Source organism: Nitrincola alkalisediminis (genome assembly GCF_009821115.1).
GTDB lineage: Bacteria > Pseudomonadota > Gammaproteobacteria > Pseudomonadales > Balneatricaceae > Nitrincola > Nitrincola alkalisediminis.
This window is the reverse complement of record NZ_VYTY01000017.1, coordinates 1-18,335: the sequence shown is the minus strand read 5'-3', so window position 1 is coordinate 18,335 and position 18,335 is coordinate 1. Positions and strand designations below refer to the sequence as shown.

The window sequence follows — 18,335 nt, the reverse complement described above, 5'->3', positions numbered from 1 at the left end:
ATCATTGGAAGAGCTGTTCTCAATCCAACATACTTTATCAACCAGGATTCCAATATAGGTAAAGGACAGCATCACAAATTGTAAAAAAGCGACAAAGGGGGTTACTTGTAGAACAGTGAAGAAAGCACCGTACTTTTTTCATTCAGAAAATCACTCGGCTTTACGCCCGTAAACTCTTTAAAGTCTTTTATAAAATGTGATTGATCGTAATAATGACTTTCGTGCGCTATATTGGTTAGACTCTCCTCTTGATTGATTAGTTTTCGCAAAGCAACTTGCAACCGAATAAGTTTACCTAACTGCTTTGGGCTAACGCCGACTATATCCAAGAACTGTCTTTCTAATTTTCGTCGCTGGCTGGGATCTGAATTTATAATTTCATTAATGGATATATTTCCATTATTTGAAAAAAGAATATCAACGGTTTCTTTGATAACACTTTCAATAGTTTGCTGACGACTAAGTATTGATAACAGAAACGCTTCTAGTATTTCAATTCTCTCAGCTGTATTTACTGCCTTAATAATATTTCTTTCCAGCCCCTCTACTTCAGCATTATCAAACAATTCGTAAATTGATGTTTCTTTATTTCTTAGATTTTTAAAAGGCATAGAAATGAATTTTGAAAAACCATGAGGGAAGAAACTTGCTGAAAACGTATTAACATAACCCGTCGGTTGAATATAGAAGGGGGATACTGTTTGTCCCAGCACCATTGCACGTGGCTGAATTATATACTCATGTTCAGAAGTATATCGTCTAATGTCATCGCCTAATATGAAAGCTAATTCGATACAACCATCGGGTACAATTCTTTGCTTTTCTGAGCTCTCTTGAGTCGCTACCTCGAGTGTCCAGTAAAAATTAACAATAGAGGCTAAATCCTTGCTCGGTGAAAACCTATTGTAATCCATAAAACCTCCATTTTTAAGATGCCCAACAGTTAAGCTTTTAGTCCATCTAAATTTATTTCGACACTGTCGCCTAGCCAATAGGCATATTTCGTATGATCTGCCAGGTCATCACCGGTTAAAGCGTGAACCAACACAGTTAAAGTCCCTCTATTCTGATCCAACCAAGGAATGAATTCATCAAAGGACTTATGGCTAAACGTAATCTGACAACTCCACTGAGTATGAGGCCCAACTAACTTCTGATGAACGCGCCCAACCTTCATCCCAAACCTCTCACCTGCTTCTTTACAAAGCTTAGAGGCAAAATCCAATGTTTCTTGATCAAAATAGACATGAGCATGATACCCTTTGTGTATATTGACTGGTCTTTTGGGATTACTCACTTTAACTTCGCCTTAGAATTAAATTGTATGAAAGCTTAACGAGCCTGTAGAAAAACTTAATCTCGACACGTTAGCGGGACTTCTTCGTCGCTACGAACAACCTCGTTCGTCACGGCGCAGATCTCAAAGCCTATGTCGTCAACACCACCCGCCAATTCCCGTTTGTGTGCCGAAAACGAGTATATGCTGGTTGTAGTCATAATGCTTGAGTTTTGCCATCCCAGAACCTCCGTTTCCTGAAAGTCTTATCAAGGTATAGATGGTGAGGTTTTTTACAGCCTGTAACGCCCAATTAAGGTGTAAACCACGCTACCACAACACGCAATTTGAACACCGTAAACACTGAACTAGACACAAACCAAAAATGCCAAGCGTTTTCCGGTACAGTAACTAGCTGCGCTGTTTAAGGGCCTAACCTAATAGTGATAACGACAAGAAATAATCGTAATCGCATTATCATCAACTGCATACACCAATCTATTCGTATCATCTATACGCCGGGACCAAAAACCAGCTAAGTTTTCTTTTAACGGCTCTGGCTTACCAATACCTTCAGAAGTGCCCTTGGGTATGTTTGCTGTAAGCCATTCACAGCCAACGATGACAGATGAAGTAGGATCACTGGCTCAGGGACTTGATATTGGCCGCTAACGTGGCCAATAAAAAACTAATGCCTATTGACAAGGTTTGGGCCCATAGGTGTTAGGGTTATGCTACACGCCACTTGTTGTCTTGCTCTTCTAAATGTAACTCTGCCATTGTTGATTCAATTTCAGAGTCTGAAAGCATATTTAGCAAAAGACCAATTTGGCTATCGTCGTCATTGAGCTCTGCATACAATGCACGAAGAGTCACATCGGCTGTCCTTGGAATTACTGACTGCCCCTTTTCCCAGCGAGCAACTGTTTGAGTGTCTACACCTAACAAGTTACCCAGCGCCTTTTGCGACATATTGAGCTCTATGCGAATAAACTTGAACTCTTGATGAGAAATAGGTCTTACTTGAGATACTATGTTTCTACCGATAAGAGCGTGCAACTCATAAAGGTTGTCGATACTAACAAATTCTTCATCCTCTACTTTGTCGATAGTGAAGCCATTTGTTAAATAAACATACGGTAGACCACATTCTTTATAGTGATACATATTAGCCCCTTTACTTAACTATAACCGTAACAACAAATACAGATGGATCGTCTGCGTGTCTCTTTAGGAAAACAACAACTTCTACGATTTCACCAGCAGCCATACCTTGAAGGTTACATTTCCAGTCACCTCTAGGTGTTTGATGAGGAGCTTCCGTTATTCTACTGTGCTTATTGCTAAGCACTTGAAATACTTGCATTCGAGTCACACCACGTTGCTCCATGCGTTCTCTCGCATGAGAACAAATGTAAACTCTCGCTGTATGATTACTTGCCAGTTCGTTGATGAGTTTCTTTGCTGACGCTGAGGTCAGCGGGAACTCATCTATTCCCACAAGTTTATTATCTGATATACGGACTACCTGTCAATTTGATAGGTAGAATTATGAGCGAGAAAAAGATTAAACGCAAGATTTGATGAATAGCCCTAACAAATAAGCGGTTATACGGCGGCGCAGCCGCAGCTATAACCGCCTGTTGAACGCCGCTCAGCACTTAATCTAGGGAATTTGCTTTTTGTGATCGGTGGGGATTCCGTGGCGTTAGCACCAGAAAACATTGCGAGTTTTGAATTTTTAAGCTCTGAAATCAGGCACAAACCAAATGCAATAAAAAGAATACCTAGAGGAAAATTATTGATTAGTGGCGAAATAATATGAGTTGCTGAACCCTCTGCTCCCAGCTCACTCATTGCTTAATTAATATGGCTATAACCTGAATTCATTGCCCCTGCAATTAATACCCCAAGAAAAAGCCAAGCTGGGATAATCATTCCCGAATATAGTGAAAATTTCTTTAGCACAATCTATCCCTACATATTTAGCGCTCGAAACACCGGACAATTTGCAGCGAAGCGAAAAATTGCTCCGTGTGCTTGCGTTTGTTAAGCCATCTGCCGCCAATGAGTAACATCTTGAATCTCGGCTAAATCGTCCTGCTCTGCTTGTTGTGTCTTGTAAAGATCCCATCTGATTTGCAGGTTAAGCCAGAAGTCAGCTGAAACCCCAAAGAACAAGCCCAAACGAAGTGCAGTACTGGGCGTGATACCACGCTTCTGATTAACTAGCTCATTCACCCTTTGGTAAGGAACATGGATAGCATCCGCCAGCTCGCGCTGCGTAATCTGCATAGGATGCAAAAACTCTTCTAACAGCATTTCACCTGGATGGATCGGCTGTCTATTTGTGGGAATACGGATCATATTTTACCTCTAGTGGTAATCAGTTAACTCTACTTCATCGGGGCCAGCTTCAGTCCACTTAAAGCAGATCCTGTATTGATCGTTCACTCGAATGCTGTGCTGCCCTTTTCTATCGCCAGACAAAGCTTCCAACCTGTTACAGGGAGGAACTTTCAGCTCATCACGATGGATAACAGAGTCCAATAATTCGAGCTTTCTTACAGCAATTCGCCACAAAGACTGTGGACATAACTTTCGGGCTGCCTTGGAAGCCACTCCATTGAAGATATCTTCGGTGCCCTTATCTTTGAAATGAATAATCATGATAGAACGGTAGCACGGCATCCATGCTACGTCAATTTAGATTGTGAGCGAACAGGCTTAACGCCCAATTAAGGGGTGAACAACGCCTACACCCAAACCTAAAGCATTGTGCCATAAACACTAAATTTGAAGTAGAAGCAAAAGTGCCAAGCGTTGTGAATCCCTCTTAAATTGCTTGATACTCATTGAGCCTTCTCCCTCAGCCTAGCCAGATTGGCTAAGCTGAAAGGCGACGAAACCCAAAAAGGAGAAGACCCAATGAGATTTTATACTACACAACATCCGTATTATTGTGGAATAGATTTACATGCACGGTCTTTATACGTGTGCATTCTGGATGAAACCGGTGAAACCATCCTGCACCGCGAAATCAAAGCACGACCAGAACCCTTACTGGACTTATTAACGCCCTATATCGGCAACACTGTTGTCGGTGTTGAATGCATGCACTGCTGGTACTGGGTTAGCGATTTCTGTGCTCAACATGGCATCGACTTTATTCTGGGCCATGCGCTTTACATGAAGGCTATCCATGGCGGCAAAGCCAAAAATGATCGCATTGACTCCTATAAGATCGCTCATCTTATTCGTGGTGGCAATTTTCCGTTGGCTTATGTGTATCCACCCGAGATGCGTGCTGCTCGTGACTTACTCCGTCGTCGTACCCGTATCGTTCGGCATGGTGCCGATTTAAAAGCGCATGTGAAAAACACCACCAGCCAATACAATTTGCCACCGAATAACCTGGATCTAAAATACCCTTGCGCTCGGGAAGCGATGCGGAACTGCTTTGATGATGTGTTCGTGCAACGCAATATTGACCTGGACTTAAACATCATCGCGTTTTACCGCCATGAACTCAGCTCAATTGAGTGCTTTATTGAAAAGCATGCCAAGCACCACAACGGTCGAGATTACCACATCCTCACCAGCTTCCCTGGCATTGGTCGCATTCTGGCACTGACTATCCTATACGAAGTCGGTGACATTGGCCGTTTTAGCACGGTACAGGACTTTGCGTCGTACAGTCGGCTTATTAAGTGTAAAGCGGAATCAGCAGGCAAGAGCTACGGCACCCAAGGCAATAAAATTGGCAATGCGCATCTGAAGTGGGCCTTTGGCGAAATTGCTGTGCTGTACCTGCGCGGTAACGACAAAGCAAAAAACTACCTATTAAAACTACAAAAACGCATGAGCAAAGCCAAAGCACTCTCCGCCCTAGCGCATAAGATTGGTCGCTGCGTGTACTACATGCTGAAAAATCAAAAGGGGTTCGATGAAAAACGTTTCCTAACTGGTTAAGTCGCGGGGCAAGGTGAGCTGAACGTCTAACTGGAACACCCTAGCTGATGCTCAAATGAAGATTGGGTTACCCTTAGCCATATAAGCTTAATCACCTATCTTCTGGCACACAGCCGTAGCCAGATCGTTTGATTAGACACCTTGCCGCCGCGCACTACCATCAGCAAGATGGTTTGCACCTGTACTGAGCCTGAAACTAACTGGCTTTAAGCCCGTCACACTTGAATAGTGCCAGCAACAGGTTAACCGATGAATGTCCCGGCTTTGGCTTCCTGCGTCGCTCTATCGCCTACATCCTTGTAGGCGTGGTGCCCCTCCCCTGCTACCAGTACGGAAGCTGAAATCAGCAGGCGCTCATTGAGCATGAGATAAGAGAGCCCCGATATGTGTTTGTTGCAGGCTATCGCCTGGCAACCATGATGACAGATGAAGCAGTCTATCTTGCTGATGGATAACAAACTGGCCGCTAACGCGGCCAGAAGAGCGGTTTTATCTATTGACTCCGGAGGGGCTCATATGTGTGTGTTAAATTCGCTCTTCGGCTCTGAGCGTCAGAACCTCGTAACCATCGGAGGTAACGGCGACCGTATGCTCCCACTGAGCAGATAATTTTTTATCACTGGTGACAACTGTCCACCCATCTTTCTTTAATTTAACCTTGGCCTTCCCCTGGTTAATCATGGGCTCTATTGTAAACACCATCCCTTCCTGCAGAGCCAAACCTTTACCGGGCTGGCCATAATGCAGAACCTGTGGCTCTTCATGCATTTCTCGTCCAATCCCATGCCCACAATACTCGCGAACAACAGAATAGCCATGTTTTTGGGCATGGCTCTGAATGGCATGACCAACATCACCAAGGGTCGCGCCAGGCTTTACACTCCGTATCCCTTCACACATTGCCTCATAGGTTTTATCAACCAAATGCCTAGCGACCGGAGTCACGTTACCGATCATGTACATTTTGCTCGAGTCAGCGATAAATCCTCCCTGCTCCAACGTTATGTCTACGTTGATAATGTCACCGGATTTAAGCTTTTGAGTGGCTGAAGGAACACCATGGCATACAACGCTGTTTACAGAGCTATTCAGAACATATTGATACCCATACTGACCTTTACTCGCTGGTCGAGCACGTAGCTGGTCAATGATGAACCTCTCCGCCAAATCGTTGATATCCATCGTTGAGACACCAATTTCAATATAGCCATCAAGGTATTCAAAAACCCTTGCCAGAAGCCGACCGGACTCCCGCATTACACTCAATTCTTCAGCACTTTTCAGTTTTATGCTAGCCACCCACAACTTTCCTTAGGTCTACTTCGGCCAACTTCATTTGGTCGCGCATAATTTCAGAAAAAGACATACTGGGATTCGCCTCGGCGAGCATGCCAATCTTTATCCAATACTCAGCCTGAGCATTGATAGAGCGAACCATAACCGAGCTCGCCTTGCGAATCTCTCCATGCAGTTCGTCGTCAATCTTAACAATTCCCATAGTTAGCCCTCGATATACGATATGTATACGAATCATATATCAACGATACTGGACTGGCAATATGGTCCGTGAGGAATTTAACGCCTCAAGCAGGGGCGCAGCTTTGCTGCGTCCCTTGCCTTGATTTGTGTACGCCCAGCATGGGCATGAACTTATGAGGTGAAAGTCCTCTGTAGGAAGATCACCGTCTACCCTGATTTATCAGACCAGTAGACGATAACTACTAGCGAATGGCAAGGGCAAAGTCGCGAGGCTTTGTCTGGAGGAAGCCGCTAGCAAAACTGCGAGCTGATGAACAAGAACATCATATGAGGCGTAGGCTGGAGGCGAGTTGGCACAAGACAACGAAGCCACGTGATCTAACGGCCACCGTAAATGATGCAGCAGTGCAGTGAAGGTTCATGTCCTTATCTGGGGAGATCTGCTTAACCAGCGATCAATGAAAAGCCAGTGAGGCTCTGGCTAAGAAGTGCCTCGGTTTCTGGGAACTCATCAGCCCGGAAAAGCGAATTGATGAAACATTGATAGCGCCAAGGGGAGTAATCCTCAAGGTGATTAAGCAGAAGTCAGCAGACGGCATAGTAGCCAAATGCCTGCCGTAATGGGCAGGACACGGTGAAGGCCTGAACATTCAGATAAAGGAGGAGCCTTGTCAAACTTGAATACACGAATGCCGCCTGGCAATGACGTGACTCAGCGTATTGATTCGCAGCCAGCCTTTAGCAACGATCTATTCGAGCAGGTTCTCAAACCCGCGAATCTTCAGCGGGCATGGAAACAGGTTCGAGCTAATAAAGGAGCCGCAGGTGTTGATGGCATGACCATTGACGACTTCCCTGCATGGGCCAAAGCTGGCGAATGGGAAAAGGTCAAAGACCAGCTCCAGGCTGGTCAATACCACCCTCAACCAGTCCGACGTGTTGAGATAGAGAAACCAGATGGTGGTAAGCGGATGCTTGGCATCCCCACCATCGTGGATCGCGTGATTCAACAAGCCGTTGCTCAAGTGCTCACTCCCATCTTCGACCCGAACTTCTCACAGCACAGCTATGGGTTCCGTCCGGGACGTAATGGGCAGCAAGCGGTTAAGCAGGTGCAGCAGATCATCAAACAGAAACGGCGCATTGCTGTAGATGTCGATCTGTCAAAGTTCTTTGACCGAGTTAATCATGATTTGCTGATGTCGCTAGTGGGCCGACGGGTTCACGATAAGCGATTGAATCAATTGATTGCTCGGTATCTGCGAGCTGGGGTTATCGATAACCAGCTCTTCCAGGAAACCAGAGAAGGTGTTCCACAGGGCGGTCCGTTGTCGCCCTTACTGGCCAACATCACGCTCGATCCTCTGGATAAAGAACTTGAAAAGCGTGGACACACATTTGCTCGTTACGCCGATGACTTCATCATTTTGGTGAAAAGTCAGCGAGCGGGTGAACGAGTCCTGCACAATGTAACAAAGTATCTGAGTAACCGCTTGAAACTGGTGGTCAACACAGAGAAAAGCCAAGTGGTGAAAACCAGCGACAGTAAATTCTTGGGTTTTACATTCAAGAGTGGCCTGATCAAATGGCACCCGAAAACACTGCATAAATTCAAGCAGTGTATACGGGAACTCACCAATCGCAACTGGGGTGTCAGCATGCACTACCAGCTCTTTAAGACCAGCCAGTTTATACGTGGCTGGATCAATTACTTTGGAATCGCCAATTGCTATCAGCTTTGCTGTGATCTGGATCACTGGATACGCCGCAGAGTTCGAATGGCCTACTGGCGTCAATGGCGAAAGCCACGTACCAAAGTGAGGAATTTAATGAAGCTCGGAGTGCATGTACAAGCCGCAGTCGCGTGCGGGATCACCAGCAAAGGCCCATGGCGTAGCGCCAAAACACCCGGTATCAATCAGGCGTTGTCGAACGAAAGATTGAAGAAGGCTGGGCTGGCATCGCTACGTGATGGATGGATCAAGCTTCACTATGCTGAATGAAACGCCCTGTGCGGAGCCGCATGCAGGGTGTTGTGGGGACTGGGGGTTAGAGACCCCCGGTTACCCGATTAAATGTTGATTAATATTTTTGTGAGGATAGCTCCGGTGACAGTAAAGAACATGCCTACAAAAGCCCACGCAAATTTTTCTATAACTGAGAATATGCGTGATTTGATGCTCATCTTTTCTAATAAAGAGCCCCATTCAGCTAAATGTACGGCTCCTTTAGGCGTGATTAATACCTTGATTAATTTTAGCTCTGCAAGGCTTGATTCGTCTCTGCCAGTAATCAGCCCTTGTTCATGCAAGGACATAACTTTTTTCATATCCACGCTAGAAGATGACTCACTAAACTCAACAGATTCTGAGGAACTAGCCATGAGGAGAATGTCGAAATATTCACGAATAGGATCTACTGACAACGGTGCCTTCCTTTGGGTTTTAGTAGGTTATTTTATTGACTTAGCCATAATCTCTGAATGGTTAAGCTATACATTTAACGAGCCTGTAGAAAAACCTAATTTCGACAAGTTTTCCGCCAGTGCTCGATCTATATTTTTCATTTTCAATTGCTAATCTCAATCAGCAATCCGTTCTTTATCCTGCCTAGACGGCTTTAACCTATGCAGACCTTCGGCAATTGGCTTTTCAAAACCTCATTCAATGGCAAGGTCTACCTCATTCTCGCTTTATCCACTCAAGCTTCCGTATTTCGCTAACTTCTCAACATTATGCACCAAGCAGTACAATTACCATTGTCCCTGAACCTTACTTTTACCTCGTAAACTGAAGCGGTTCAGCCCTTTGTTGGTGCAAATATTGCCGAATACAGGTTCAACGACAGACATTCGATGGCTATAAATTTGCTTTCCTTTCGGACTATCCACACGATGTTTCATCCAATCGGTATAGGTTGGTGCTCGCTGGTCGCTAAGTGTAAAACTGACTTGCATGCCCGCACCCTTTCGATGATTAGCCGACGCAGGGTTTTTCATGCACTTATTGTTTATATCGCAATGACGGCACTGAAGTAAGCGTCCCTCGAACTAGGCTGTGCGCTGTCCTCGATCATTTATTTTTACACCGCGATGACTGATTTGTTCACCCGCTGGGCAGATGCAACTCATCTTTACTGGATCAAATTGGAATTCACTGGCTGGAATAAGGTGTTTAGCTTTAGGTTTACCGGGTGTCTGGTGGCGCTTGCCGTATTTGTCTTTCTGGTGTGCGAATTTGGGATTACGACTTCTGAATTGATTGTCAAGAATATAGCCGTTGATATGGTTCTGGTGAAGGTATTCCATATTGGCTTCATTCGCAAAACACGTATCGGCGGTTGCTATGATGCCACTCGCATATACGTTGTCATTAATGCACAGTCGTTGATAACGAGCCTTGATACTTTCCAATACAGGTTGCAGAGTGTGGTGTTCTTGCCCTTCACCAAAGGCTTGTGCATCAATGATAATTTGATGCTCCTTATCGACGGCAGCAACACCGTTGTAACCTTGAATGGTGCCTTTACTGGTCGTCATTTTTGCTGACTCAGGATCAGTGATATTACTCTTCACTTCCTTGCTGCGTTTGCCCTTGCCCATCCTTGGCTCACTGCGATTTAAAAAATCACCGATCTTGTTGGCCGCCGCATCCAGTGTCTGAATGGTCTTGGCCTTGCGAATATCACGCTCCAGCGCTTCTTCGCTTTCATGGGTATCCCTTTCCTGATGCTCACTGAGATGATGGTGAATCAAGCGTTTGAGCTTCTGGCGTTTTTGTTCCAACTCCTTAAACGTGCCAGACCATTCCTTCGACACATTAGAACGCATCTTACAACCATCGATGGCAAAGAGTTCATGACCCAGCAATCCTTTTGTTGATCACAGATCAGCAGCACTTGTTCAAATAAGGCTTCAATCGCTAGGCCACGGCTACTGACAAAGTGAGCAATCGTGGTGAAATGCGGAATAGTATCGCAAGATAATGCCTTAAATATGATATTGGTTTCGCAGCACCACTGAATCTCTCGACTGGATGTAATGCCCTTTGAATATGCGAATAGAATAATCTTTAGCAATATAGCCGGGTCGTATGCTGGACGACCTTCAGTATCATTTTCATAGGGCTGATGGAAAGCGGTGAGATCGAGTTTTTCAGAAATCAGGTAATGAAGGGCAAACTCAAAGGTACCAGGCTGGATCTGTTCTAGATAGTTGATCACCACCATCGACATCTGGTTATAGTCGTAATGTTTGAACTTTGCCATCCTGAAGCCTCCGTTTCCTTAAAAACTAATCACATCATAAATGAAGAGGTTTTTCTACAGCCTGAACGCTTCAATAACCGGCGGCGCTTTTTGCCGTCCGGCGCCGAAGGCGCGTAGTTGATTGATTTTCTAGCTTATTTTTCTCCAAACCCACTCATCACCTTTCACTTCATGAACGGTCTTCGAATGGCCAACCCAACGTCCTTTCATATTCTTTGAATCGTGAATCTGTAGCTGAAATGCTCCAAAGTAACCTTTTGGATCTTTTTTTTCGTACCAGTCTCCAACGAAATAATCACCCATGACCCTGCCAAAAACAACATAGGTGACACCTTTCGATATAAATTCACCATAACAGTATGAGCCAAGCTGCTTTATGTCAGGATGTCCATGCCGATCAACTTCGGACTCAAATGATGCGCTATTTGCTGATCCCCATACTTGATCCCACTTACCTAATATTTGCGTTGGTTTATCACGGAGGTAATTTCTCAGAGGAATCCATGACAGCCATTTGACAGAGAATTGAGCAAGCCTTAGATCAAGAAGAGCTTTCAAAACTATGAGAAGAAAAAATGTGATGGTTCCATTTAAGACTGCATTCCAATCTATGCTCATACTCTTCGTTATCAGCTAGCGCCAGCCATAAACGGCGCGAGGCACGAGCGTCCGGCGACCGTAGGGAGCGAATTTGATGGCATTGTTAGCCAGTGTTCCGCACATGCTCAGGCTCGATGTCATCCGGTATTGTGGTTCTGTATTCTTTAGCATTGATTGTATGGGTCCAGTCATCGGTCCGTACTGCCAAAACGGGCCAAGGAAAAAGGTAAGCATCAACTACTTCGTCATCCCTGATCATTAAAACACGCAAGTCAAAGGAGTAATCCTGATTCACATATCTCGCTGCAAGATCACTATGGATTGACATCAGGTCAACGAGAAGCGGATCAGAGCCTCCCATGTACACTCTTACGCACGTATGGATGGGGCGCTTCTGACCCAAGGAGGACAGTCCATGTAGCGCCGCAAGCTCATCCAAGTAGTGGCGCAGTGTCTTTTCGCGGAAATCATCGAGCAACCAAGTACCATCGACGTACTTCAGGACGCTCACGATTGTAAATGAAAGCTTCCGAAGCAGAGTAGCACTGATCTCGACAGGCGCTCCTATGATTCCTTTCTTCGAACTGGCGATGCGGATGGCACCGTCTGTTGCAGTGAAGTGCTTGTCATGAATGATCGTTCCGCGAAGCGGTTCGAGTGTGCTGTACAGGCCAACAAGACGCTCCTTTAACCAGATCCGGGATTCGAGAACAGGTGGAAAGATGGGGGAGTTATGCAGATGTTGCAACTTCTGCTGAAACCGAAACGTCGGCGCGAATCCATTCTCTTCAAGGATCCATTCGATGAGCATGTCGAGAAGCTTGAAGGTCGAAACAAAGACAAGAGGTGCCCCTGCGTTCAAAAATTCAGGCCGCCAATCGCCGATGATGATATTGGCGCGCCCATGCGTAATGAACTGGGGTTTGGACTTCTGTACTGAGTAGATTACTCCATCGGGCCAAGTCGGAAATAGCTCTTGTTCGGCAAGAGCGTAAACAGCTTCAAGAAGCCAAGTCTCGTATTCAGTACGCTCACCAAGCTTGGTCAGCGCATTTACGTTAAAGCTTGGCTGCTGAGACATGAGTTCGTGCTGATTCCTTTTGGCTAACGCCCCGCTAAACGGCGAGCGTTAGCGAGTCCGGTGGAGGCCACGCTTTTTGTGGCCGGAACGAATTTGAGCGGTTTGTTATGCATTACCCTTTCGCCGATTTATTTCTGAGTATGCTGTTTTCATTATTTGCTCTTCAGTTGCATACCCTGTTGTAGTAACCAAGTTCATTAAACTATCAGAAATACCTTTGTGAATAGATATAGCCATATCAGTGAAATTTAGCATTTTGTGAGCAAATAGCTCTCTTCCTTGATCAGTGTATAAATCTTCGCTATTTTCCCTCATTGAGTTATGGACAACCCACTTTCTTAATGAGTTAAACTCTTTTAGATCAGACAGCATTACTTCATGAACTCGACCAGTGTTTTCAAGCAACCCAATTAGCTGTCCAAGAGTCTTCTTACTTACTTTCGCAAGCATCTCTTCGGCGTTAACCCTGGTAATACCGTCACATTTAAAGTGGACGCAACACATGATATAGAACTTACACAGAGCCTCTTCTACATACTGCAAATGCCAAATAGCTTCACCAGTTGCTCTATAGAAGAATTCAAGTTCTTCGGCGTTAATCTCTCTGCGCATTCGAAGCCTCAATTGATGCATAACGCCCGCAGCACGGGCAAAACTGAAGCGCAGCGGAAATTTTGTCCCAGTGACTGCGCTTGTTACATGAATTTATGCTGCCATTTTTAAGCCTACATTAAAGAAGGCAAACATTACACCTGCAGATAAAGCAGAAGCTAGCGCATAAAAAGCACCGTGATATTTTGTGAAATGAGTAATAAATCTAATTAGAGATACGGTTCCTAAGACTATTGCAACGACAAAAAGGAAAACAACATATACAGCTGCGATGGCACCACCATATGTTGCTAGAGCCTCTTTACCTGTGAAAATTAATACTGTTGCTAAAAATGACGCCAATGCTTGGTCGCTTAAGAAACCTGATATTGTAGAAAATGTAAACCTTGAGTCTTTTTCCGGTAAATCGAGAAAAATCTTAAGTTTTTCATTGGATACTTTTTCCGATTTTTTGGATAGGTAAGGAAGGGCCACTATGACCAAACACACAAGGTCGATAAATATGACCATGAACAAAATGTGCTGCGTAATCGTATCACCTGCTATAACTCCTTTAAAAAATAGCCAGTTAAAGTAACAAAGAAAGCCAAAAACTCCTACTGAGATAATTGTCTCGATAACGCCATATTCTCCAATTATTTTTTTACGCACGATCTCTCCTGATTCATGTAACGCCGCCAACACGAGCGGATTTGTAGTGAAGGCGAAGCCGTAACAGAAAAGCCGTCACGTGCTTGGCCTTGTTAAATTCTCGCTCAATTCACACCATCGGCAATAACTGCCTCACCATTTTCGAGGAGATCCGCTTCAGATGCTGATAGCGCTATATTTGTCGCCTGATCACCTTTAATCTTGAAAATACCGTATTCTAAGTACGGCATATTAAAGGTGCGAGGAATTGCACGTAAATTTGGAGGGAGCGCCATGAATGCTTTTGGAGGCGACCCGTTAAGATATATTGACAACTGATAGTACTGTGTATCATAAGCAGGTAAACGAGAGGCAACTATACGTAGTTCTCGCCAGCTATCACTATTCTTTTGAAATCCCGCAACCTCTTTCAAAAGTTTAAGAGAAAGAAGTGAACCCTGCTTTCCTGATGAGTGCAGGTAGTTCAGTAACCAGCAAAGTCCTTTGGACGTTAAAATAATATTTACGCCATATACCCCACTTTCGACAGAGATACCCCGCTCGGCAAGCACCACTTCGTCTTTTTTGCTTAGTGTCGGCACCATACTCTCCTTATGAATTTAACGCCCGCAGCACGCGCGGCTTTGTAGTGAAGGCGAAGCCGCAACGAAAAAGCTGTCGCTGTGCCTGCGATTGTTATGCATATCTATTCAGCCCCCAGCATATCTCGCACCTCATTTACATAACGCTGCCATTCCTCAACAACCTGACTAGTAACGCTAGATTCAAACTCTGGATATTTTTTCGCGTGAAACCAAGTTTCAGATTTACCGGAAACCCTATCCTTGTATCCAGGGCCCATTCCCCACTCTTGAAACAAACCATTCCAGAGCTGACTATCTGATGAAAGCTTTCCTTCATAAACCGCGCGTCCTTTAGCAAACGCTTTTTGGTAAATATCACCAAGTCGTTTCTCAGTTGTTTGTTTCAACTGTTTAAGCAGCGCATAAGCAGGTTGTAGTTCATTCTGAGAAAGCATGTTATCGATTAGTACGATAAATTCATCCTTTAGCGTGCCGATTTGGTCCACAACTTGCTGACGAGCACCTGTAGCTAAAAGCTGATAGTAATCGAGATTATGCCACTCTCCCTTGCGATTAACACTAGCTCGAACACTAGCAGCATATGTACCCTTGTTTCTAATGTCATTAATTAAAGGTAAAAAATACTCTCTTAACGCCGGAGAGCAGCCTTGAGCCTTTTTTATCCAAGGTTCCAGCGTATTCTTAACCTGATTCTTCGCCGCTGTAGCTGATTGAGAGACCAGTTCAGTTTCGATGTCGACAATAGCCTTCTCGATATCGACAATAGTCTGAGCATATTGACCGCGCAGCACAGAAACTTTTTCGACCAACAGTTTGTTAAGTTCCTTCGGATCATCAGACTTTACATCGAAAAATCGCACATCTAGGTTGTCTAATTGTAGTGTGTGCCTTAGATCATTAACGACCTGCTCAGCACGGATCTCACGTCCCTCAGTTTTATCACCAACAGGTTCATCTATGTCGATAACTTTTTCAGCTTCACTCTCCCTGTCAAGAATTAACAATACTGTTTCTTTGGCAATTCGGTGATTCAGACCTGCATCCTTGGCAAGCTTCAGTAATCCGGACATTGTCTTATCGGGCGCTTCGTTGAATCGGCAGCACAGTACACTGACAGTACGATTGTCTGTAAGGCAGCTATCAAGATCCGCACGGTTAACCGTCTGATCGACACCCTTTGTATCAACTACTGACAGAGAGTAATCGACGTCATCGAAAAGTTTTAGCGGCGCCAATATGCATATATGCTTGGATAGACCAACGCTCGGATGAGTGCAGCTATTGATAGCTTTGAATGTTGTGTGCAACCACTCGTATTGGTCTACTCCATCATCACTGGTGAATCGCGTTTGATGACGAGCTGTATAATCAAGACGTTCCAACAACGCTTCTTTTAACAATTCGACAGATTGGTAATTGGCCGCAAAATCTTTAGCGTTGTCCGTAGTTATTCGCTTGCCTTCGGAGGTTTTTGTACGTGATATTCGGAGGTCAAGCATGTTACGGAGCGCCCTCTCAACTTCGGCGCTCAGTTTAAATGGCTCTGAATTATCCGATTCTTCGATATCTGATAGTAAGTACTGAGCAAAGTCCGTGAGGTAGCCCCTTACTTCAGCTTCGGAATGCGGAGTGACTTCGATCTCAAGTTGAGAACCAAAAGATATTTCCACTTCGCATAGCGTAGTACGACCGCTACCCGTGCTAAGAATCGGCTCTTCTCCATCTAACAAGCCAAGTAGATGGCATATGGCGGTTGTCTTCCCGGTACCTATGTTACCGATAAATGCCAGTCTTTGATCTGAGTTTGAGAGATAAGAAACCGCATCGTCAAAAAGCTCCCGATGATTATCTAATTGTTTCCGTGTTGCGCTTTCCTCAGGCAGCTTTGTCATCAAACTTTCTATCGATTTATGCAAGGCCCTTTGACGGTCTTTCAGATCATTAGATTCAATTTTTATACTCATTTACCGCACCCTCTGGTTCCCATTTGCAGGCTTCCCAAAACTACCCATAATTGCATAACGCCGCCAACACGCGCAGCTTTGCAGTGAAGGCGAAGCCGCAACGAAAAAGCTGTCGCCGTGCTTGGCCTTGTTACATGACTACTTGCCAGAACCAGCTTTTTCTCCAGTTAAGAAAGCAATTGTTCCAGTCACTCCTGCGGTAATTATTGGTGCAATCATGACCCAAAAGTCTTTTGCATGTTCGGGTGTTTTGATGAAAACAACTCCACCAAAGATCGCCAATATAGAACAGGTTACACCCACAAGCCACAGCACACCAACTTTAACTTTAACATCGCCGGCAGCGCGAATTTGTGCTGGTGTTTTTGGCTTAGATGCGTCGGCTAAAGCTTTCTGTTGCCATGCTTGTAGTTCATTTGGCTGCGTGGACGAGCTTCCTGTAAAAGTGGTTTGACTTGTAGATGAACTTCCCATTATCTCACCAGTCCATTAACTTTATCAGGGGAGAAAGAGGGCATTTGCTTTTCTATAAATTGCAGCAAGCTGTCCGTTTTAATGATTTCATCAGTAGGGATATTATTAACATCTAATTCAATGAAAATACCTTTGTCAGCAAGACCATTTGTCTCCGCAACAGCCGTGTTTATAGATGTTATATTATTAAGGCTAAAGCCATGACTAGAAGACCTCTTGTTAAAACGTAAATTGATTTCTTCAGCTGAATTTAAGTCAACTTTCAAGTACTTCCTTGTCATTGAGGTAGACGCTGATTTATCAGGAATAAAAAAATTCCCAATAAGACCGAATCGAATAATCTTAGACTCACTAAAGACATAACTTACAAAAAGCTTAGCCTTTGCTAAAAAGTCACGTGTAATATCCGGCCACGCGATCTCGTCACGGAAGTCTCCGTTTAATATAAAATCAATCCTAGAACACGCGATGTTGCAGTTGTACTTTGAATTTTCAGAGCGCATTTGAACTCTGGGTATTTCGGCAGGTGCCTCTGGTGGAATAGGTAATATTTGAGGCATTGCATCAAACAAATTCCCCATTGATGAGTTGACGCCATTCATCAAATTGTCAGGTCTAGACATCTGATTTTGAAAGAATAAAGCTAGCTGTAGCTTGACGATTTTTTCCATATTTAGTCTCTATTTTCTCCAAGGCCTGAATGACATGTAACGCCTGCAACAAGGGACGCTTGTAGCGGAACCAATTTGCAATAAAATGAGCGCAGCGAATTGCAAATTGGTGGAGCGTAAAGCGGTCCCTTTGCTTGCCCTGGTTAGCGGTGCCACCTGAGATGCCATAGAAACTGCGTTGCTAAACTCCATGCCTTACGTCCAGGTTACACCAACAATGAATTCAGTTTAGCGGTAGCCGCCGGACAGTGCACGAAGAAACTCGCGACGAACCTGCTACCTGCGCCGGACCCGACGCACCCACCAAAACCACCAGCACGAACAGAGCGCCCAACTGGCCGCCACACTGTACCTGCTAAACGCCGCTGCCCAGTTCAGGGCTTGCCGTTGCCAGCGGCACAATCAAATTGCCATTTCAGTGCTCTGATTTAATCGCTTGGCAGATCACTGCCCGATAAAAACTCAAGACCCATCGCGCCGCATGAAACACCTAAAAGCCGACCAGCCCAGTGGCCCGCTAACGCTTAGTTAATGAGCCGACGAAAGCGCAAAAAAAATACCCGCCAGCACCAAATTTAGGATGTATCATCCAATCTATCACTTTCGAGGCCTCTTTCAACGCCTTGTTGGACTGAACCGCTGGCACCGTCTTGGACGCCTACTTTTATATAGGAAATTCCTTTTTTCGACTGCCGCCATCGCTGT

At 44.8% G+C, this 18,335-nt stretch carries 24 protein-coding genes; 2 read left to right on the top strand and 22 right to left on the bottom strand.

Translation table 11 applies throughout. The features are described from left to right. Positions 1-101: 101 nt before the first annotated feature. From F5971_RS17590 to F5971_RS17555, 8 genes are all read right to left on the bottom strand, one after another. Complete coding sequence (locus F5971_RS17590; protein WP_193496399.1) at positions 102-914, bottom strand: DUF6597 domain-containing transcriptional factor; 813 nt, start codon at positions 912-914, stop codon at positions 102-104. 29 nt (positions 915-943) lie between these two features. Continuing rightward, positions 944-1,297 (bottom strand): DOPA 4,5-dioxygenase family protein, encoded by a 354-nt coding sequence (locus F5971_RS17585; protein WP_193496397.1) that lies wholly within the window; start codon positions 1,295-1,297, stop codon positions 944-946. Between the two features lie 416 nt (positions 1,298-1,713). Then, the gene (locus tag F5971_RS17580) at positions 1,714-1,899 is read right to left on the bottom strand and encodes a Txe/YoeB family addiction module toxin (RefSeq protein WP_281348389.1); all 186 of its coding nucleotides are present in this window, start codon (positions 1,897-1,899) and stop codon (positions 1,714-1,716) included. A 106-nt stretch (positions 1,900-2,005) separates the two neighbouring features. After that, on the bottom strand, positions 2,006-2,443 hold the full coding sequence (locus F5971_RS17575) for a helix-turn-helix domain-containing protein (protein ID WP_193496394.1): 438 nt from the start codon (positions 2,441-2,443) through the stop codon (positions 2,006-2,008). A 10-nt stretch (positions 2,444-2,453) separates the two neighbouring features. After that, a complete protein-coding gene (locus tag F5971_RS18855) occupies positions 2,454-2,777 on the bottom strand; it encodes a DUF4258 domain-containing protein (protein ID WP_425489370.1) in 324 nt (107 codons plus the stop codon). A gap of 107 nt (positions 2,778-2,884) precedes the next feature. Beyond that, complete coding sequence (locus F5971_RS17565) at positions 2,885-3,133, bottom strand: hypothetical protein (RefSeq protein ID WP_193496392.1); 249 nt, start codon at positions 3,131-3,133, stop codon at positions 2,885-2,887. Positions 3,134-3,325: 192 nt separating this feature from the next. Next, positions 3,326-3,643, bottom strand: coding sequence for a HigA family addiction module antitoxin (locus tag F5971_RS17560; RefSeq protein WP_193496390.1), 318 nt, complete (start codon positions 3,641-3,643; stop codon positions 3,326-3,328). 9 nt (positions 3,644-3,652) lie between these two features. Beyond that, positions 3,653-3,946: a type II toxin-antitoxin system RelE/ParE family toxin gene (locus tag F5971_RS17555; protein WP_193496449.1), complete on the bottom strand. Its 294-nt coding sequence runs from the start codon at positions 3,944-3,946 to the stop codon at positions 3,653-3,655. Positions 3,947-4,204: 258 nt separating this feature from the next. On the opposite strand from F5971_RS17555, the gene F5971_RS17550 reads away from it, so the two are divergent. Beyond that, complete coding sequence (locus tag F5971_RS17550) at positions 4,205-5,248, top strand: IS110 family RNA-guided transposase (protein ID WP_193496388.1); 1,044 nt, start codon at positions 4,205-4,207, stop codon at positions 5,246-5,248. Between the two features lie 525 nt (positions 5,249-5,773). Here F5971_RS17550 and map read toward each other — a convergent pair. Continuing rightward, entirely contained in the window at positions 5,774-6,547 is a 774-nt protein-coding gene (gene map, locus F5971_RS17545) for a type I methionyl aminopeptidase (protein ID WP_193496386.1), read from the bottom strand. Beyond that, positions 6,540-6,746, bottom strand: a complete 207-nt coding sequence (locus F5971_RS17540) for a ParD-like family protein (protein WP_193496384.1) — start codon at positions 6,744-6,746, stop codon at positions 6,540-6,542. The genes map and F5971_RS17540 overlap by 8 nt, the downstream gene beginning before the upstream one ends. 649 nt (positions 6,747-7,395) lie before the next feature. Here F5971_RS17540 and ltrA point away from each other — a divergent pair. Further along, positions 7,396-8,730: a group II intron reverse transcriptase/maturase gene (ltrA, locus tag F5971_RS17535; protein ID WP_246187841.1), complete on the top strand. Its 1,335-nt coding sequence runs from the start codon at positions 7,396-7,398 to the stop codon at positions 8,728-8,730. A gap of 68 nt (positions 8,731-8,798) precedes the next feature. Here ltrA and F5971_RS17530 read toward each other — a convergent pair whose 3' ends face one another. From F5971_RS17530 to F5971_RS17485, 12 genes are all read right to left on the bottom strand, one after another. Next, entirely contained in the window at positions 8,799-9,152 is a 354-nt protein-coding gene (locus F5971_RS17530; RefSeq protein ID WP_193496382.1) for a hypothetical protein, read from the bottom strand. Between the two features lie 327 nt (positions 9,153-9,479). After that, a complete protein-coding gene (locus tag F5971_RS18625; RefSeq protein ID WP_246187840.1) occupies positions 9,480-9,725 on the bottom strand; it encodes a transposase in 246 nt (81 codons plus the stop codon). Positions 9,726-9,776: 51 nt separating this feature from the next. Then, on the bottom strand, positions 9,777-10,556 hold the full coding sequence (locus tag F5971_RS18620) for a hypothetical protein (RefSeq protein ID WP_246187839.1): 780 nt from the start codon (positions 10,554-10,556) through the stop codon (positions 9,777-9,779). Then, positions 10,478-10,993, bottom strand: coding sequence for a transposase (locus F5971_RS18615; protein WP_246187838.1), 516 nt, complete (start codon positions 10,991-10,993; stop codon positions 10,478-10,480). Before F5971_RS18615 ends, F5971_RS18620 begins: the two co-directional genes overlap by 79 nt. 129 nt (positions 10,994-11,122) lie before the next feature. Further along, positions 11,123-11,611: a hypothetical protein gene (locus tag F5971_RS17520; protein WP_193496380.1), complete on the bottom strand. Its 489-nt coding sequence runs from the start codon at positions 11,609-11,611 to the stop codon at positions 11,123-11,125. 85 nt (positions 11,612-11,696) lie between these two features. Next, complete coding sequence (locus F5971_RS17515) at positions 11,697-12,674, bottom strand: hypothetical protein (RefSeq protein WP_223116357.1); 978 nt, start codon at positions 12,672-12,674, stop codon at positions 11,697-11,699. Positions 12,675-12,779: 105 nt separating this feature from the next. Further along, positions 12,780-13,286 (bottom strand): hypothetical protein, encoded by a 507-nt coding sequence (locus F5971_RS17510; protein WP_193496378.1) that lies wholly within the window; start codon positions 13,284-13,286, stop codon positions 12,780-12,782. Positions 13,287-13,379: 93 nt separating this feature from the next. Continuing rightward, a complete protein-coding gene (locus tag F5971_RS17505; protein WP_193496376.1) occupies positions 13,380-13,937 on the bottom strand; it encodes a hypothetical protein in 558 nt (185 codons plus the stop codon). A gap of 104 nt (positions 13,938-14,041) precedes the next feature. Further along, positions 14,042-14,521: a hypothetical protein gene (locus tag F5971_RS17500; protein ID WP_223116356.1), complete on the bottom strand. Its 480-nt coding sequence runs from the start codon at positions 14,519-14,521 to the stop codon at positions 14,042-14,044. A gap of 101 nt (positions 14,522-14,622) precedes the next feature. Next, complete coding sequence (locus tag F5971_RS17495; RefSeq protein WP_112159978.1) at positions 14,623-16,485, bottom strand: hypothetical protein; 1,863 nt, start codon at positions 16,483-16,485, stop codon at positions 14,623-14,625. A gap of 138 nt (positions 16,486-16,623) precedes the next feature. Further along, positions 16,624-16,959, bottom strand: coding sequence for a hypothetical protein (locus tag F5971_RS17490; protein ID WP_193496372.1), 336 nt, complete (start codon positions 16,957-16,959; stop codon positions 16,624-16,626). Continuing rightward, on the bottom strand, positions 16,959-17,630 hold the full coding sequence (locus tag F5971_RS17485; protein ID WP_193496369.1) for a hypothetical protein: 672 nt from the start codon (positions 17,628-17,630) through the stop codon (positions 16,959-16,961). The genes F5971_RS17490 and F5971_RS17485 overlap by 1 nt, the downstream gene beginning before the upstream one ends. Between the last annotated feature and the right edge of the window lie 705 nt (positions 17,631-18,335).

Excerpts from the sequence above, each read along its gene's own strand:
- F5971_RS18615 (WP_246187838.1), bottom strand. The coding sequence starts at position 10,993 with ATGGCAAAGTTCAAACATTACGACTATAACCAGATGTCGATGGTGGTG.
- F5971_RS17550 (WP_193496388.1), top strand. The coding sequence starts at position 4,205 with ATGAGATTTTATACTACACAACATCCGTATTATTGTGGAATAGATTTA.
- F5971_RS17485 (WP_193496369.1), bottom strand. The coding sequence starts at position 17,630 with ATGGAAAAAATCGTCAAGCTACAGCTAGCTTTATTCTTTCAAAATCAG.
- F5971_RS17575 (WP_193496394.1), bottom strand. The coding sequence starts at position 2,443 with ATGTATCACTATAAAGAATGTGGTCTACCGTATGTTTATTTAACAAAT.
- F5971_RS17515 (WP_223116357.1), bottom strand. The coding sequence starts at position 12,674 with ATGTCTCAGCAGCCAAGCTTTAACGTAAATGCGCTGACCAAGCTTGGT.
- F5971_RS18625 (WP_246187840.1), bottom strand. The coding sequence starts at position 9,725 with ATGAAAAACCCTGCGTCGGCTAATCATCGAAAGGGTGCGGGCATGCAA.
- F5971_RS17555 (WP_193496449.1), bottom strand. The coding sequence starts at position 3,946 with ATGATTATTCATTTCAAAGATAAGGGCACCGAAGATATCTTCAATGGA.
- F5971_RS17490 (WP_193496372.1), bottom strand. The coding sequence starts at position 16,959 with ATGGGAAGTTCATCTACAAGTCAAACCACTTTTACAGGAAGCTCGTCC.
- F5971_RS17510 (WP_193496378.1), bottom strand. The coding sequence starts at position 13,286 with ATGCGCAGAGAGATTAACGCCGAAGAACTTGAATTCTTCTATAGAGCA.
- F5971_RS17560 (WP_193496390.1), bottom strand. The coding sequence starts at position 3,643 with ATGATCCGTATTCCCACAAATAGACAGCCGATCCATCCAGGTGAAATG.
- F5971_RS17495 (WP_112159978.1), bottom strand. The coding sequence starts at position 16,485 with ATGAGTATAAAAATTGAATCTAATGATCTGAAAGACCGTCAAAGGGCC.
- F5971_RS17540 (WP_193496384.1), bottom strand. The coding sequence starts at position 6,746 with ATGGGAATTGTTAAGATTGACGACGAACTGCATGGAGAGATTCGCAAG.
- F5971_RS17590 (WP_193496399.1), bottom strand. The coding sequence starts at position 914 with ATGGATTACAATAGGTTTTCACCGAGCAAGGATTTAGCCTCTATTGTT.
- F5971_RS17565 (WP_193496392.1), bottom strand. The coding sequence starts at position 3,133 with ATGAGTGAGCTGGGAGCAGAGGGTTCAGCAACTCATATTATTTCGCCA.
- F5971_RS17500 (WP_223116356.1), bottom strand. The coding sequence starts at position 14,521 with ATGGTGCCGACACTAAGCAAAAAAGACGAAGTGGTGCTTGCCGAGCGG.
- F5971_RS17520 (WP_193496380.1), bottom strand. The coding sequence starts at position 11,611 with ATGAGCATAGATTGGAATGCAGTCTTAAATGGAACCATCACATTTTTT.
- F5971_RS18620 (WP_246187839.1), bottom strand. The coding sequence starts at position 10,556 with ATGCGTTCTAATGTGTCGAAGGAATGGTCTGGCACGTTTAAGGAGTTG.